The sequence below is a fragment of the Marinobacter fonticola genome (genome assembly GCF_008122265.1).
Classification (GTDB): domain Bacteria; phylum Pseudomonadota; class Gammaproteobacteria; order Pseudomonadales; family Oleiphilaceae; genus Marinobacter_A; species Marinobacter_A fonticola.
Window position 1 is genome coordinate 3513214 of sequence record NZ_CP043042.1, and the last position, 16540, is coordinate 3529753.

The following is a 16540-nucleotide window of genomic DNA, read 5'->3' on the forward strand; positions in this document are numbered from 1 at the left end:
GCCTCAGTAGGTCAGCGAATTAACCGCACGGCACACTAGCCACAGCACTTCTTGAACTTGAGGCCACTTCCGCAACGGCAAGGATCGTTGCGTGACGGCATCCGCGCCTGTTTGACGGTCGTGCCTTTGTTCAGGATGGCGGTCAGTTCCGCAATGGATTCGACGGCCCCCTCGCGGGAGTCGAGCGTAATATCAGCATGCAGCTTTGCGTCTGCAACCAGCGTTTCGATTTCTTTCTGACGGGCCTCGCTGGTGACCACAAGCGTTAACGGGTACTTCTTGCTGCCGCTTTTTTGGCTGGCGCCGGTCTTGAAGCCGCCGTAGGCGGTGTGATGTTGACGCGCATCCTGCCGGCCTTTGTAGAAGAATTTATCTGACATGCTGAAACCCTGGTGGACTGAAAAAGGAAGGCGCGCTCAAGACAGGTTGCCTGCCGCCGGCGCGGATCACCTTTTATCACGCTTAGGGAATTCGTTATATAGCGGTTTGTAGAAAAGCGGCGCGTCACTCGTAACGGCCAGGCAATCCTCGGCTTCGGCCCTTTATTCGGCCGAAGCCGCCTGATTATTCCGCCCGTCCCATACGCTCGTATAGCTCTCGCAGACGCTCCCGGTCTTCATTCAGCAGTGACGCTTCGTTGCTCAACGCTAATGCGCGCCTGGCGTGATGGGCAGCCGCCGCCTGCATAGCCGCGTCTCCTTTGGCATTCAGTGAACCAAACGCTTTTTGCAATCGGGACGCCACTTCGATGGAGCCGGCGCCATCCCGGCCGATGGCGGTAAAGGCGTCATCGAAAAGGTCGCTGGTCTCCAGTGACGGCACCATGACCCGGTCGCACGCTTCTGCAGGCTTTTTGCCTTCTGCCAAAGGCGCCTGCCAGCGGCTGAATAACGCCAGGTTTTCAACAATAATATCAATGGCCGTACCCGGATCGTTGACCGCAGGCGATAAAGCGCGGCTGGCAATCTGCGATAACACGACGAAGCCATAGCGGGGATCTTCATCGAAGGTGCGAAAGCTGCCGATCTGAAACTTGTCGGCAATAGCCTCGTCATCCCATGCGCGGTCGCCGCTTGCACTGCTACCAAGGAGATAGGCAAGGGGTGTATCGGGAGCGATGCAGGCGCCCGGTAGCACCGCCACAGCAATGCGCCCCTGCGCTTTTTCGGCCAGTGCCTGCAAACCATGCACGTCGATATGCTGCAGATAACCCACCCGGCTGGTATAGATCGGCTGCCCTTTATCGTGTTTTTCCAATGGGATGCCCCCAAGGTAGGGCGCTACTTTGCGGTTGGTCAGGGCCCTGCCGGTGGCCTCTGCGACCTTGCTTACGATCGTACCGAGACGCCCCAGCCTGGCAATGCGGTCGATCCAGGTCACAAAGGTAAAGATCACGAAGGTGAACACCAGCACTGTCAGGGAAAACAGCACGAAATGCCCACCCGCGTCGTAGTAGCTGTTTTGGGTGGCGATCAGCCCAACCAGACTAAAGATGAACGTGCCGATGAAGGCGGAGAGCGCAAACTGGGAAACATCGTCAGCCAGCACCAGCGGGAAGGCTCTCGGGGAGGCAGTCGTACTTGCGGAAGAGTAAGCGGCAACCATTGACCCAACGGCCAGCGTCGCAATCACGAGCATGCTGGACGCCATGATCGATAGCAATGTTTCCACCGATTCGCCGGTAATCTTGGGCACGTAGCTGTCCAGACCGGTTTCATTCGCCATCTTGGCCATCAGAGCGCCAAAAATGGATAGCACGCACGCCACCAGCGGCTTCACCCAGAGTTTTTCGCCAAACCGGTTGAGGTAGAAACGTAATTCACCAGCTAATCGACCCAACTGCATTTGGGCTTTCCTTATTCGACGGACGGGGTTGCGGAGACGCCCCGGCGAGGAATCGATCAGCCAGAGGCCGAGAAACGCTGGCCAGAGATCGCCGGATGATAAATAGGTTGAACAACATTACCAGCAGGGTCTGTGCAGTGGAAGCTGCGGGCGCCGTCGCCGTGGTCATGGGGCTCATCCAGCAGGTGGACACCTTCGGCTTTCATATAGTCATACCATTCCTGTAACTGCTCTTTGGTATCGACGATAAAGCCAAAATGGTCGAGATACTGCACGCCGGTACGCTCGCCTTTCCTGTTACGGCTCAGCGACAGGTTGTCGTTGCCGAGGGTCAGGTACAGCAAGTTATCGCTGGCGCGGCGTAACACGTCCATGCCGATAATGTCGGTATAAAAGCGCTCGCATTCTTCCAGGTTGGGTACGGCCAGCGCCAGATGACGCAGGCCATTAAAAGGGGCGGGACGATTCGCCATAGAACATTCCTCTTTGTTGTTGTGAAACCCATTTGTTTTGAGACGCGCTGGCGTTTTGAAGCATGCCGTTTCGGCTTGGCCCGGCGCTGATACCAGCCAGCACGACCCAGGCGCTGGACACCGCCTAGAAGGCGTGATGCTTTAACCGGTTCTGGGGCTTTGCTATGGTACCCGCGCACAATATTAATGCAAACATGTACACAATATGAGGAATGATATGTACTGCATCGTCGTTAAAAACGTCGTCAAAGAGGGCTCGCGGGACAAATACCTTGCCGCCATGCTACCCAACGCCAAAGCCTCGGTCGACAACGAAGAAGGCTGCTTGGTCTTCGACGTACTGGAAGCCAAGGAAGAACCGAACACTTTCTATTTGTATGAGATCTATACTAGCCCGGATGCCCTGCAAATTCACAAGCAGACCGACCACTACCTCAAAAGCCGCCCGCTGATCAGCGATCTGGTGGTGGATCAGTCCGTGCTACGTGCCGATGTTGTGGAAATGAACCCGGCAGCACGTTGATGCTGCCTCGGTTTGTTGCGTAAGCGGCGACGGCCACGCCTAAAATTAAATCGACCTGCCTCTGATAACTCGCAAGACACGTTATAAAATGAACGCTCGGAAAAAGTGTGCTGGTTATCTGCATTGCGGTGTAATGTGTTAGTCACTCACTGAACTGCAGATATACTCGTGCACTAGTCGCCATGTCCATCGCCACATCGTCCGAGCAAAATGTCTCCGAAGCTGACATAGAGCAGGCCGTCCATTCAGGCATTGCACGCTACTTCGACGACTGCCGGGCACGGGTCCCGGCGTTTATTGACCGCCACTTCCGTTATCCCGGTGCCATATCGACCAACCGGATGGCGCGAGTGTGCCGTGCGGTTAATTCGCTGACCTACTGAGGCCCTGAGAATCTGGAAAGCAAGGCGCGGCGGCGAGGGTGTGGTGGCTCCACATCGAGTCGCTGCAACGCCGCTAGCCAGATTCTCAGGGCCTCCCTTCGGGCGAGCTTCTGAAGGCTTTGGATCGGCGTTGCTGCTCTTCGACATGGAACCACCATGCCTTCAGAGCAGCGCCTTGCCCAAAGCCTTCAGAAGCTCGCAGTAGGTCAGCGAATTAACCGCACGGCACACTAGTGTGGGATATGCTGCGGGCGCCCATCAATTTACTTTGGGCGCCAATTTACGCGCTGGCGGGCCTCGTCAAAATTCTGGTTCGAAAACGACCGCGCCTAAAGTGGCTGCACGGTTTGACAGATCGTGTGCCTGCGGGCTTTACCACCCAGGTACAGCAGCACATCTCGAACCTGATCCAGGTGGACCTATTGAACGGCGGCCAGGCAAGCCCGCTGCTGGAGAGCTATCTGATCGAAGCTCTTGAGGCGGTCTATGCGCGCCATAATTCCGAGCCGGTCGATCACCAACGCTTTACCCGACTGATCGAGCCAGTGGTTGCGGACGCACTCAGCCAATACCGGGTGACCCGCACGGCCTCTGCCGATATCACCAACAGCATTTCATGCGCCGTGTTGGGTGCGTTTGCTTTCCAGAAATTTACCCCGGGTGGAATCGGGCTCGGGGTCGTTCTCGCATCCATTCTTGCAAAGGCCATGGCAGCCAGAGACTTCATCCTGGGTGACACAATCGGCGGGTGGTACTACAGCTGGTTCCCACCGGAGCCTTCGCTGGCGATGACGGCCACCGTTATGATCGCTGTCATGGCCTTGTTGGCGGCGTTTGCAGCCCTGTCCGGGGTCGTTTCCGATCCCATTCAGGCGTCTGTGGGTTTGCATCGCCGGCGCCTGCATAAGCTCCTGGATCACCTGGAGAAAGATGTTTCACTCAGCACACAAAGCAGCTTTCGTCCGAAAGACCAGTATGTGGCGCGGATTCTGGATACGTTCGACATGATCAAATCGGGTTTGATCTAGATTTAACGTCGTCGCGCCGTAGAACTCTCCAACACCGGCTGCTATTCCCAGGGCTGCGTGGGCAAGGCCGCGATCGAGCGTGACCTGAGTTAATTTCCTAGGCTCAAAAACATGTTCAATTGGTTAAGTTTGTTTAAAATAACAGTATTCTGAAACTCACACCGACGAAGGATCTCGGTATGTCCACGCCCTTCTCCCGGCGCGCCTTCCTGAAAGGCAGTGCCATCGCAGGCGTTACCGCCTACCTCGCGCCCTTCGGCAGCAACGCTTTCGCTGCACTGTTCGAGGACCGGATACTTTCTCCTACTCGAGAGAGTTGGCAGCTTTCCGAAAGCAGCATGCAATTCCGGTTGGATGGTATCGCCAAGGTTACCGGCGGCAAGGTATTCGCCCGTGATATCCGGGCAAAGGACATGCCCCACTGGCCCGGAAAGCAGTCCCACGCCTTCATTATCCGCGCCACCCGGTGCGACCACCGTTTTCAGGACATCAATCTCAGTCGCCTTGAGCAGGCAGGTTTGATGCCGGACCGGATCGTTACCGCCGAGGACATGGCGCAGGACAATATCGAAGTCCCGCAGTTCTTTGGCCCCGAATTTTTCCTGCCCAAAGGCGAGACGCCCCTGTATCTCGGGTATCCCGTTGCCATGCTGATCTACCATGATTTTGCCCGCTACCGGTTGGCGAAGAACCGTGTGCGCTTCGCCGACGATGTGGTGGTTTATGGCGAACAGACCGGCCTGCCAGAGAAACCGCCCTACGGCGCCTTCCGCTATATCCGTGTCGGTGGCGAAACGCCCTATGCAGAAGACACCTTCTCGGCGCTGCAGGAAACGGTGCTCTATCCGGATTTCCGGAAGCGGCATCCCGTCTGGCCAGAAGCGCTGGAGAACGGCAAAGATGGGCAGCGGGCGATGTTCCACGCCCAGCAGCTGCAGGACAAACTGGACAACGCCCCTGACGATTGGCTGGTATTCGAAGGCGAGTATTATTCGCAGTACACCGATCACTTTGCCATGGAGGCGGACAACACCAACTGCTGGTACGACGACGCCAACGGTGACATGCACGTTGTCTGTGGCACCCAGTCTCCCCACGAGCTGGCCAGCTGGATGCCGGAACTGCTTTCCAAGAGCCGGTTCAAGACGGACCGGTTCTTCCTACATCCCGCTTACACTGTGGGCTACGGGTGCAAGGATGCCTCGATCTTCCCCTACTACGGTCTGATTGCTGCGCTCTATGCTGACGGTCGTCCCGTCCGGTTAGCCAATGACCGGTACGAGCAGTTCCAGGCGACCATGAAACGGCACCCCTTCTCCATCAGAAATCGTTTGGCAGTCGACCGGAAAACCGGCCAATTCCAGGTCTTCAAGCACGACCTGACGGCCAATGGCGGCGGACGCGCAAACTTTTCCAACTCCGTGGCGTTTGTCGGCGCCACCGCGGCCCAATCCATTTATTACATGCCCAACAGCGATCTGACAGCCACGGCGATCTACTCGCGAATGCCGGAAGCCGGTTCGTTTCGCGGATACGGCACCGTGCAGACCATGGCGACCACCGAGCTGATGGTGGATGAAATCGCACGTGAGCTCTCGATTGATCCCATTGACCTGCGTCTGCGCAATGTGTTCAAGAGCGGCATGAAAAACACCCAGGGCGCCATCCCGGCCGGTCACTTGCGGGGCGAGGAAATATTGCTGAAGGCCCAGCAACACCCGATTTGGCAGAACCGCCAGCAGCGCAAGCAGGCCTACGATGCCGAACATCCCCAGCAGAGCTATGGCGTCGGGTTCGCCTGTACCCAGAAAGACTTCGGCCACGGCGCCGAAGGTATGTTCTCCGAGGTCAACCTGACGCGAGACGGGCGCATTGAAGTCCGCAACACCGGTGCCGAGATGGGGACCGGCTATTCCACGGCACAGGCCGCGATCGTTGCCCGGTGGTTAGGTCGCGCTGCGGATAGTGTGCGCACTGCGGAGATCGAATGGGACGACATGCAGATGCATGAAACAGCGAGTCCCTACACCATGTCGCAGGAAGAACAGAACGAGGCATCGTCGAGCCCCCGCTGGACGCCGCTGCTCTTCCAAGCCTCCAGCGCCAGCAATTCCGCCTACTATTTATCCTTCCCGACCCGGGAAGCCGCCCGGGTCATTTTCCGTCACGGACTCTGGCCCGCTGCGGAAACCTATTGGCGCCGCGGTATCGGTGGCGGGCAAGCAGCACCTTATGTCGTGCGCGAGGAGGACGCCCGCTGGGAAGGCGGCTTCCTGACCGCACGCGGCATGGAGCCCCTCTCACTGGAATTTCTGGCACAACGCGCCCATGACATGGGACTGGTGACAGGGGCGATGACTCATGCCTTCAACCGCTGGGAATGGGCCCGGGCGGATTACGCTATCGACGACCGCACCGAGAACCTGCCACTCGACGGCCTCGCCGTGCGATACGGCACAGGCGCGTCCGCCGACAAAAAAGCGTCGATGAAAACCAAGCGCGGTTATCATCTGCTCACCCGCAGCAACGCCTACTTCCCACCCACCCAGCGCAACAACGCCGGCGTCACCTATTACAGTGCCTGTGGCACGCTGGTCGAGTTGGCCGTGCATACCGGCACGGGCAAAGTCACCCTACTGAATCACCATACGTTCCTGGAATGCGGCAACGCCATCGTTGAAGAACTCGTCTCCGGACAGCTCCAGGGCGGCATCGCGATGGGCATAGGCCACGCGCTCTACGAAGAAATGCCGCTCTACGAGGATGGCCCCGGCAACGGTACCTGGAATATCAATCGCTACCACATTCCGCGAGCCAGTGAAGTGGCGGTTTGGCAGCAAACCTCCGAAATACTGCCGGCGCTATCGCGCACCGATCCGCCCAAGGGCATCGCAGAGGTTGTGATGATTCCCATCGTCGGCGCCATAGGTAATGGCGTCGCCCACGCGATCGGCCATCACTTTCGCAGCCTGCCCTTCACGCCGGAAAAAATCAGGAAGGTTTTATGACAACGGAACAGCCCAAGACTGCGGCCATCCCGACACGGGCGCTGAGCGTCACCATCAACGGCAAGTTGCAGCCGGTGGAAGACATCCCGGAAGAGCTGATGATGCTCGACTACCTCCACGAATACCGCAACCTGACCGGCACCCGTTATGGCTGCGGTCAGGGCATGTGCCGCGCGTGCACCGTGATCGTCGATAAACCCGACGGCAGCAGCGAGGAGGTACGTACCTGTATCACCGGCGCCCACTTCTTCGACGGCAAGAAGATCCGCACGATTGAAGGCCACGCCGAACGTGGGGAAGACGGGGAGCTCAAAGGCCTCACCAACGTGCAACAGCAGTTCCTGAAACATTTCTCGTTCCAGTGTAGTTACTGCGCTCCAGGCTTTGTGAACGCCGGGACGGTACTGATCGAACGCCTGCAACGACAGCCCGTTGACCGGTCGCAACTGGAAAGCGTTATTAGCGAGGCCCTGGAGCCCCACCTCTGCCGCTGCACCGGTTATGTGCGCTATTACGAAGCGGTGCGCGACGCCGTGCTGGAAACATCGGGCACTATCGCAGGGAGGGACTGATCATGCTTCTTCGCAGAATCCTCACCGCGCTGGCACTGAACCTCGCCGTCGCTCCCGCCTGGAGTGCGCAACTGGACGAGAACGTGCAGACGGACAAAAATGTGCTCGAGCGCGGCCAGTATCTGGCCCGTGCTGCCGATTGTGCCGCCTGTCATACCGAGGAAGACGGCACCCCCTACGCTGGCGGCCGGCCCATCGAAACGCCCTTCGGAACGGTATTCGGGACCAACATCACGCCCGACAAGGACTACGGCATCGGCAACTACAGCGCAGACGACTTCTACCATGCGCTGACCGAAGGCGAGCTGCCTGACGGTACACAGCTGTACCCGGCCATGCCCTATCCCTCGTACCACAGCATTCCGCGAGAAGACTCGGATGCCATGTACGCCTATCTGATGAGCCTCAAGCCGGTTCATCTCAAGGCGCCTGAAACCGAACTCAGCTGGCCGTTCAGCATGCGCTGGACACTCAACTTCTGGAACGTGATGTTCGCGGGAAAAGACACGGCGGAAGCACAGCAACAATTCGACCAGTGGAAGCGCGGACGCTACCTCGTCGATGTGCTGGGCCATTGCGGAGCATGCCATACACCACGCAACGTCCTCGGTGCGGCACAAAGCGACAAATACCTGCAAGGCGAAGTCATCGCCGGTTACGAGGCGCCGAGCCTTACGCCCGAAGGGCTGGCCAGACGCGGCTGGTCACCGGAAGCCCTGCGCACGTTCCTGCGAGAGGGCCGGAGCGCACAGGGGTCCATGTCCAACGAGATGTATCCGGTATTCCACCACAGCACCCGTTACCTGCGAGACGAAGACTTGAACGCCATGAGTCTGTACCTCATGGGCGAGAACCCGCCGGAGGCCCACGTGGTGGAGGTGGGCGACGAAGCGACGGCCGATAGCCCTGGCCGAAGGCATTACCTGAATGTCTGCGCCGGGTGCCACGGCGCCGATGGCGACGGTATACCCCATGTCGCGATTGGCCTGCAGGGCAACTCTACCTTACGCCTGCAAAACCCGCGCAACCTGGTCAAGGCCATCCACGACGGCATTGAGGCCCGGGCGTTCAACGGCTTCGAACGTATGCAGGCCATGCCGGGATTTGCCAACGAGTTGAGTGACCAAGACACCGCTGAGTTGACCAATTACCTGCGCCAAACCTGGGGCGGACTGGAGACAGCCATCGACGCAAGCAAAGTGCACGAACTGACCCAGGGAGACTGACGGTTGGACACACCGGTGTGCGCGCGAGACAACCGGATGCTCGGGGGTTCGTTATTTTGGTGGAAGATGCAAGGACCGACCTGCCCGAGCGCCGGCCAGTCCAGCGCCCTCAATCCTCTCGTTTACCCCAGGAAGGCGGGATCGGGACTGCTGCACTGACAGGCTGACGTAACGGCTTCGGCCTAGTACATGTGTTAAGATTCCAATACCCTAGCACGCAGGCGTGGTAGGTGATTCGGATAGTGTTCCTGAATGAAGGTGACCAAACCCTCTCGGACACCACAGCGCAGGTTCCAGTTGCTGCTGGAATCTGCGGCGCTCACCAGAAATCGTATTTGCATTGCCTGATCGCTAGCGTCAGTCACCTGTACCGTTGCTGTTTTTCCGTCCCACAGCTCCGAGTTCTCCAATAACCGCATGAATTCCTCCCGCAGCGGTTCCACCGGCATCGTGTAGTCCACCCAGAGAAACACGGTGCCGAGCAGATCGGAATTATTACGGGACCAATTCTGGAACGGATTTTCAATAAACCACTGTAGGGGCACCACTAGCCGGCGCAGATCCCACACCCTAAGCACCACATAGGTAGCCGTCACCTCTTCCACCCAGCACCACTCCCCTTGCACGTACAGCACGTCGTCGATTCGAAAAGGCTGCGTAATGGCAATCTGCATCCCCGCCAGCAGGTTACTCAGTACCGGACGAGCAGCAAAACCCAGAATCAAGCCACCGACACCCGCAGAGGCCAGCAGACTCGCGCCCATGTGCTGCACGGACTCGAACGTCATGAGGGCGGCACCGATGCCAATGATCACGAGCAGGATATTGAGGGCACGCACCAGGAAACGGGTCTGGGTTTCAACCTTGCGGGCGCGTTTCCACTGACCTTCGAGTACCGGGTTCAGCGCAACAATCACCTCGCCAATGGCCGAGGTCAGCCGCACGGCGGCCCAGGTAAAGGCCAGCACCAGAAGCAATTTCGTGAGGTGCTGGAAGGTGGCCATCAGCGGCAGATCATCCGGTGCCGCTTCTAGGGCCCCCGCCACAACCAGCAAACAAAACACCACACTGAGCGCCCGCGCAGCGGCATCCAGGAATAAGCGAGGCACTGTTCTGGACTCGGAGAAGTGACGGACGAGAGCCAGGGCCAAGCGATAGGCGACATAGGTCGCGACCGCTGCGGCGAGCACCGAGAGCCCGGGCCACAACCAGGCCATTATCCCGGTTTTAAGTGCTTCCAGCATCGCCCCTCCGCAACAACCCCGTTACCCTGTTTTCTATTGAAGCCGCCGAAGCCAGCAAGGTTGTGCAGCTCAAGAATGATTACGCCCCGTCAGCTCAACTTTATCTTTTGTCAGCCAAATAACCCAATGTACCATCGCCTTGGGTTCAATATTGATCTTACTGGGAAGCCAAGCAGTGTCGATCAGAATAAATTCGGTTTGACTCACGCCACTACTTATTCCAAGCCCAATTGCTGCCGCAACGTCATCGCCTAGGGCGCAACGCGTATCCATCCAATCGCGCCAAGGTTGGTCAATACCGCCAGCCAGAACACGAACTGATAGCTGCCTTTACGTGTCTTATGCCGGAACACTTGCTGAGCCAGGAGCGCGCCTGGCCAGCCATAAGAGATCGAAGAGATGTAGAGTTTTTTCAGGTGTGCGCTGTGCACCCTGGGTCGCCGCCCGTGGTGCGGAAACAGGGTCGGGGTCAGTTGATTCCGGCCCCGGAACTGGTTTGAGCGGTTTGCCGGAAACCAGACAGCGTGCCTTCAGGAAATCAGGCAACCACCCGCCTGCCATCGTGCTCACGCTCAGTTTCTTCAACAATCCAGGCACGGAAAATCTCGGCATGAGGATGGAGATACTTGTACTCCGGGCGAACCAGGTAGAATGCTTCCGAGGTGGGAACCGAGAGGTCGAAGAGTGAGACCAGCTCTTTCTTGGCCATCATGTCCTTGACCAGGGACGTTCGCCCCAAGGCGATGCCTTCGCCCTGCCGCGCCATTTCCAGCGCGGAGATCAGGGTATCGAATTGCAATTCGTGACCGGACTTAACGTGGTTAAAACCGGTTTGATCAAGCCAAAACCCCCAGCCTTCCTCATACCCAATAACGTGAAGCAAAGTATGGCCCGAAAGCTGCTCAGGAGACTCCGGCAGTTCCTCGGTGCCGGCCAACGTTGGACTGCAAACCGGAAATAGCTCATCCCAGCTCAAACGATCCGCCTCCATGCCGGGCCACTGCCCCTTGCCGTAACGGATCTCCATATCCGACTCCTTGCTATCGTCCTCCAACCAAATATTGCTGGTAAACCTGACACCAATGTCCGGATAGAGCGCCCGGAACCGATGGAATCGCGGTGCAAGCCAGGTTGTGAAAAACACCAGATTCGCGCGTACCGTCAACAACCTCGCCTTGCCCTGGCCAAAGATCTCATCGGTTGCCGTCGCCAATCGTCGGATACATTCATGAACCACTGGCAAATACCCCTTGCCGGCATCGGTCAGTTCGAGCCCGCGGGGGAGCCGCTTGAACAAAGGTGTTCCCAATTGAGATTCCAGGCCTTTGACCTGCTGACTAATCGCAGCCTGGGTCAGATGCAACTCGCCCGCGGCCAGGGTAAAGTTCAGGTGCCGTGCGGTCGCTTCAAATGCCCGTAGCCAGTTCAACGGTGGGAGTTTCTTCTTCATGGTAGCGGCTCTATCTTTGTCGGTCTGGTTCAATTTTCATTGAACTCAAACGAGAGCGCCATAGGCTTTAAGACGAATTTCCAAGTTAAAAAAGGCGACACCACAAGGGTGTCGCCAAAAGACCACTGTGGGTCTGATCCACAGGGGGATCGTGTGATTGCTTCTCGTGATTACTTCATCGTCGGCATGGAAAACTCCACTCCCTCGCGGACACCCGCTGAAGGCCAGCGTTGGGTGACCGCCTTGCGGCGGGTATAGAATCGCACGCCATCCGGGCCGTAGGCGTGGAGATCACCAAACAGCGACCGCTTCCAGCCACCGAAACTGTGGTAGGCAACCGGCACTGGCAAGGGCACGTTCACGCCGACCATGCCGACCTGGATGTGATCCGTGAAATACCGGGCAGCCTCCCCATCCCGTGTAAAGATGCAGGTGCCGTTGCCATATTCGTGATCATTGATCAGGTTCATCGCCTCTTCCATTGTCTTGACGCGAATGACCTGCAACACCGGTCCAAAGATTTCTTCCTGATAACTCGCCATCTCGGGGGAAACATGATCGATCAGGGTTCCACCGACGAAGAAGCCGTTCTCGTAGCCCGCAAGCTGGGGGTTGCGGCCATCGACGACGACGGTGGCTCCGTCCTCCTCGGCACTATTGATATATCCGACGATTTTCTCCCGATGCTCACGGGTAATTACTGGGCCAAAGTCGTTGCCGGCCTCATAGCAGGCTCCCACCTTAAGCGACTTCATCGCGTCACTCATTCTGGCGACCAGGGCATCACCGGCGGCATCACCAACGGCGACGGCTACCGACAGCGCCATGCAGCGCTCACCCGAAGAGCCAAAGGCCGCGCCAACCAGTTGGTTGACCGCGTTATCCATGTCGGCATCAGGCATCACGATAGCGTGGTTCTTGGCGCCGCCAAGAGCCTGGCAACGCTTACCGTTTGCACTTGCCTTGCTGTAGATGTATTCCGCGATGGGCGTGGAACCGACAAAACTCACCGCCTGGACACGTTGATCCTCAAGCAATGTGTCCACGGCCTCCTTGTCTCCATTGACTACGCCCATCACGCCATCTGGCAGCCCGGCTTCCTGCAGCAACTGGGCAATGAATAGAGTGGAGCTGGGATCCCGCTCCGATGGTTTCAGGATGAAGCAGTTCCCGCACACCAGGGCCATTGGATACATCCACAGGGGAACCATCGCCGGGAAGTTGAAGGGGGTAATGCCGGCCACCACCCCCAGCGGCTGGAACTCACTCCAGGCATCAATGTTCGGGCCCACATTCTTGCTATGTTCGCCCTTCAGCAGTTCTGGTGCGCCACAGGCGTACTCGACGTTCTCGATCCCCCGTTGCAGCTCCCCCATGGCGTCGTGCCGAATCTTGCCATGTTCTTCACCGATCAAATCGCAAATGCGGTCGGCATTTTGCTCCAGCAGCTCCTTGAAGCGGAACATGATACGAGCACGCTTAACCGGTGGAGTCGCTCGCCATTCCGGGTAGGCCGCCTGGGCGGCGGCAATGGCCTCCTCCACAGTCGCCCGAGACGCCAGGGCGACGTTCCGTGAAACCTCACCGGTCGACGGGTTGTACACCGGCTGGGTGCGTTCGCCCGCCGTGTAGTTTTGGCCATTGATCAGATGCCCTACTGTGTTCATGTTCATTTCCTCAGTTTCGATGTGTCGCCGGTTAGGGGTGGCGTGTGGTTGTTGAATGCGGTTTGCCGTCGCTGTGCGCTGTCACCAAAGCCTGCGATAAATCTCGATCATCTCGTCAACCGTAGGCACTCGGGGATTGTTACCCGGAGATCCGGACTGCAAAGCCTGCTCGGCCATGGTCGGCATCAAGTCGAAAAATTCGCTGCGATCAATGCCAAACAGCTCGGGTGTTGGCACTTCCAGCTCATCGTTGAGCGTATGCAGCTCATCAAGCAGCTTGCGGTTGGCTTCGTCCGTACTGTCGGATTCGCTGGCGACACCGATGGTTCGGGCGCAGTCGGCATAGCGCTCAGCAGCAGCAGGAATGGAGAACTCAGTCACAGCCGGCAATAGCATGGCGTTGGACAGACCGTGCGGCACATGGAAAGCGGCGCCAATGGGACGACTCATACCGTGTACCAAAGCCACCGAAGCATTGGAGAACGCCATACCTGCCAGGGTCGACCCCAGCATCATGGCTTCACGAGCCTCACGGTCGGCACCATCTCGATAGACCCGCCGCAGGTTCGGACCAATCAAACGCATGGCGGACAGTGCCTGACTGTCGCTGAAAGGATTGGCCTTGCGACTGACGTAAGCTTCCATGGCATGGGTCAGAGCATCGATGCCGGTATCGGCGGTGATTCGCTTTGGCAGACTCAGCGTAAGGCTATAGTCGACCAAGGCTGCCACCGGCATGAAGCCAATGCCGACGCAGAGCATCTTCTCGTCGTTGAGCTCGTCAGTGATGATCGTGAAGCGCGTCACCTCGGAGCCGGTGCCGGCCGTCGTGGGAATGGCGATAATCGGCAATCCTGCCTGATCGACCAGCCGCGGAAACTTGTAATCCCTCATCTCGCCGCCAAATTTGCCGAGGATGCCAATGGCTTTGGCGCTGTCGATGGGGCTGCCGCCGCCCAGGGCGATGATGCAGTCGTAGTTACCGCTTCGAACTCTCTCGACTCCAGCCTTTATCGACCCAACCGTCGGTTCCGGCACGGTGTCGTCGAAGACATCCGCGGTCAGTTGCTGTTCTCGCAGGCAACGCTGAATGTCACCGACATAGCCCAGATCTACCATCATCTTGTCAGTGATGATCAGCGGCCTTGTGCAGCCAAGACTGGCCAGAACGGCTGGCACCTGTGCCGATGCGCCTTCACCAACTTGCAGTATCCGCGGAAGAATTGCTTGTGTAGACATGATTGCTCCTTGAATCAGTTCTGCGACCGCTTTGACACGCGCAGACATTTGTTATCGCTAATTTTGGGCATGCCGGTCCCCTGAACCCCGCTTGCCCGCTGGTAAATGAAGGTGATGAAAAGCGTTGCTACGGACCCGACAGCAGCCGATCTCATTTATGAGCTGGTTACCGCCGGAACCCGTTTGGTGACTTTGGGCACCGCCTCACGGCGCTTACCGGGCCGCTTTGAGAGGCCGGGCACCGCAACGGAGCCGAGTTCTGATCGCAGGGATTTGAGTAATCCATAGATCGCCATGATCAGGATGAAAGAAAAGGGGAGCGCTGCCATCACTGTGGCCGTTTGCAGTGCCTCCAGCCCACCAGCCAGCAATAGGACTGCCGCGACGGCGCCAATGGCCCCGCCCCAGAACACCCGGTAGCGAGCCATCGGATGCTCGTCGCCCATGGAGATCAGGGTGCAAATCACCAGGGTGGCGGAGTCGGCGGAAGTGACGAAGTAAGTCACCAACATCACGGTGCAGATCCCGGCCATTAGGACGACCAGGGCATGGTTATCGGTCATCAGTTCGATCGTGGAAAAGAGCGCCATCGTGGTGTTCTGATTGACCGCTTCAACCACGCCGCCACCGCCGAACAACTCCAGGTACATGGCGGTATTGCCAAAAATGGTAATCCAGATCGCAGCCAGGAGGGTCGGTGCAAAGAGGACGCCCAGAACGAATTCGCGAATCGTACGCCCCCGGGAAATACGGGCGATGAAGATGCCGCAGAACGGGGACCAGGCGATCCACCAGCCCCAGTAGAAGATGGTCCACGCCCCCTGCCACTGTGCCTGCTGATCGGGATCGACCCAGAAGCCCAGCTCGACGGCATGAACCAGGTAATCGCCGACATTAGTCACCAGGGCCCCCAGAAGATAGGCGGTGGGTCCGACCACCACAAACAGCCCCAGAATCAACAGGGTCAGCCACATATTCCATTCGCTAAGCATCCGGATGCCTTTGTGTAAACCGCTCATGACAGAGGCGGTTGCGATCACGGAAATGGTGGCAATCAGGGCGATCTGGGTACCGGTAGAAACCTCCACACCCGTCAGGTAGTTCAGACCCGCATTTATCTGCTGGGCACCGAGGCCGAGGGAGGTTGCGATACCGAAGACCGTTCCGAACACCGCCAGCAGATCCGCAACATGCCCGATGGGCCCGTAGATACGCTCGCCAAAGATCGGGTAAAGGCTGGAGCGAATCGATAGCGGCAATCCCCTGCGGTAGGCAAAGTACGCGAGGATCAATCCGGACAGTCCAAACAGCGCCCAACCATGTAAGCCCCAGTGGAAGATGGCGATCCGCATGGCCGATTGCGCCGCCTCGACGGTTTGCTGCTGGCCCTCACCGACAAACGGATTGCCCTGGAAGTGATAGATTGGCTCAGCAATGCTCCAGAACAGGATGCCTATACCAATACCGGCACCAAACAGCATCGAGAACCAGGAGAATAGGCTGAATTCGGGCCGATCGGTGTCTTTTCCCAGACGAACGTCCCCGTAGCGGCTGAAGACCAGCCAAACCACCAGGAACAACACAAAGCTCATAAAGCCGATGTAGTACCACGAAAGGTCCGCAGCGATGTAATCCTTAAGGCCGGTGTAAACGCTGTTGGCAAACGTGGGATTCGCAATGGTGAACATCAAAAAACCCAGAACCAGCAACCCCGATCCGGCAGACATCACCGGGTTGGTTCCTGCCAGCCAACCGGCATCGCGTTGCATCGATTTATTGTTCATTGTGCCCCCTTCCCTGCGTTTTTGCGGACCGTCACCGAACGCAGGACTTGCCGGGTCACACAGGCGGCATTTGAAATGTCTTGATACTTGTTTTTCAT

Annotated in this window: 16 protein-coding genes; 6 read left to right on the plus strand and 10 right to left on the minus strand. The window is 58.0% G+C overall.

The window, feature by feature from the left end; translation table 11 throughout:
* Positions 1–35: 35 nt before the first annotated feature.
* From FXO11_RS15660 to FXO11_RS15670, 3 genes are all read right to left on the minus strand, one after another.
* Positions 36–380 carry a PBPRA1643 family SWIM/SEC-C metal-binding motif protein gene (locus FXO11_RS15660; protein WP_148863858.1) on the minus strand — a complete coding sequence of 115 codons (345 nt, stop codon included), beginning with the start codon at positions 378–380 and terminating at the stop codon, positions 36–38.
* Positions 381–564: 184 nt separating this feature from the next.
* Positions 565–1845: a DUF2254 domain-containing protein gene (locus FXO11_RS15665; protein ID WP_148863859.1), complete on the minus strand. Its 1281-nt coding sequence runs from the start codon at positions 1843–1845 to the stop codon at positions 565–567.
* A gap of 56 nt (positions 1846–1901) precedes the next feature.
* A complete protein-coding gene (locus FXO11_RS15670; RefSeq protein WP_148863860.1) occupies positions 1902–2318 on the minus strand; it encodes a VOC family protein in 417 nt (138 codons plus the stop codon).
* Positions 2319–2535: 217 nt separating this feature from the next.
* Here FXO11_RS15670 and FXO11_RS15675 point away from each other — a divergent pair, with 217 nt between their 5' ends.
* The 6 genes from FXO11_RS15675 to FXO11_RS15700 all read left to right on the plus strand — a co-directional run bounded on the left by FXO11_RS15675 (position 2536) and on the right by FXO11_RS15700 (position 9058).
* The gene (locus tag FXO11_RS15675) at positions 2536–2841 is read left to right on the plus strand and encodes a putative quinol monooxygenase (protein ID WP_148863861.1); all 306 of its coding nucleotides are present in this window, start codon (positions 2536–2538) and stop codon (positions 2839–2841) included.
* A 182-nt stretch (positions 2842–3023) separates the two neighbouring features.
* Positions 3024–3224: a hypothetical protein gene (locus FXO11_RS15680; protein ID WP_148863862.1), complete on the plus strand. Its 201-nt coding sequence runs from the start codon at positions 3024–3026 to the stop codon at positions 3222–3224.
* 347 nt (positions 3225–3571) lie between these two features.
* Positions 3572–4252, plus strand: a complete 681-nt coding sequence (locus FXO11_RS15685) for a DUF6635 family protein (RefSeq protein ID WP_227545930.1) — start codon at positions 3572–3574, stop codon at positions 4250–4252.
* A gap of 179 nt (positions 4253–4431) precedes the next feature.
* Positions 4432–7260, plus strand: a complete 2829-nt coding sequence (locus FXO11_RS15690) for a xanthine dehydrogenase family protein molybdopterin-binding subunit (RefSeq protein ID WP_148863863.1) — start codon at positions 4432–4434, stop codon at positions 7258–7260.
* Between the two features lie 26 nt (positions 7261–7286).
* A complete protein-coding gene (locus FXO11_RS15695) occupies positions 7287–7832 on the plus strand; it encodes a (2Fe-2S)-binding protein (protein ID WP_227546160.1) in 546 nt (181 codons plus the stop codon).
* A gap of 2 nt (positions 7833–7834) precedes the next feature.
* Positions 7835–9058 carry a c-type cytochrome gene (locus tag FXO11_RS15700; RefSeq protein ID WP_148863865.1) on the plus strand — a complete coding sequence of 408 codons (1224 nt, stop codon included), beginning with the start codon at positions 7835–7837 and terminating at the stop codon, positions 9056–9058.
* A gap of 194 nt (positions 9059–9252) precedes the next feature.
* On the opposite strand, the gene FXO11_RS15705 is transcribed toward FXO11_RS15700, so the two are convergent.
* The 7 genes from FXO11_RS15705 to FXO11_RS15735 all read right to left on the minus strand — a co-directional run bounded on the left by FXO11_RS15705 (position 9253) and on the right by FXO11_RS15735 (position 16442).
* Positions 9253–10302: a mechanosensitive ion channel family protein gene (locus FXO11_RS15705; protein ID WP_148863867.1), complete on the minus strand. Its 1050-nt coding sequence runs from the start codon at positions 10300–10302 to the stop codon at positions 9253–9255.
* Between the two features lie 69 nt (positions 10303–10371).
* Positions 10372–10575: a hypothetical protein gene (locus FXO11_RS15710; RefSeq protein ID WP_148863869.1), complete on the minus strand. Its 204-nt coding sequence runs from the start codon at positions 10573–10575 to the stop codon at positions 10372–10374.
* Positions 10554–10733 carry a DUF1294 domain-containing protein gene (locus FXO11_RS20670; protein WP_406565631.1) on the minus strand — a complete coding sequence of 60 codons (180 nt, stop codon included), beginning with the start codon at positions 10731–10733 and terminating at the stop codon, positions 10554–10556. The genes FXO11_RS15710 and FXO11_RS20670 overlap by 22 nt, the downstream gene beginning before the upstream one ends.
* A 107-nt stretch (positions 10734–10840) precedes the next feature.
* Positions 10841–11752 (minus strand): LysR substrate-binding domain-containing protein, encoded by a 912-nt coding sequence (locus FXO11_RS15720; protein ID WP_148863871.1) that lies wholly within the window; start codon positions 11750–11752, stop codon positions 10841–10843.
* 170 nt (positions 11753–11922) lie between these two features.
* Entirely contained in the window at positions 11923–13419 is a 1497-nt protein-coding gene (locus FXO11_RS15725) for a CoA-acylating methylmalonate-semialdehyde dehydrogenase (RefSeq protein ID WP_148863872.1), read from the minus strand.
* An 81-nt stretch (positions 13420–13500) separates the two neighbouring features.
* The gene (locus FXO11_RS15730; RefSeq protein ID WP_148863874.1) at positions 13501–14658 is read right to left on the minus strand and encodes an iron-containing alcohol dehydrogenase; all 1158 of its coding nucleotides are present in this window, start codon (positions 14656–14658) and stop codon (positions 13501–13503) included.
* Between the two features lie 155 nt (positions 14659–14813).
* Positions 14814–16442, minus strand: coding sequence for a BCCT family transporter (locus FXO11_RS15735; RefSeq protein WP_202980235.1), 1629 nt, complete (start codon positions 16440–16442; stop codon positions 14814–14816).
* Positions 16443–16540 lie beyond the last annotated feature (98 nt).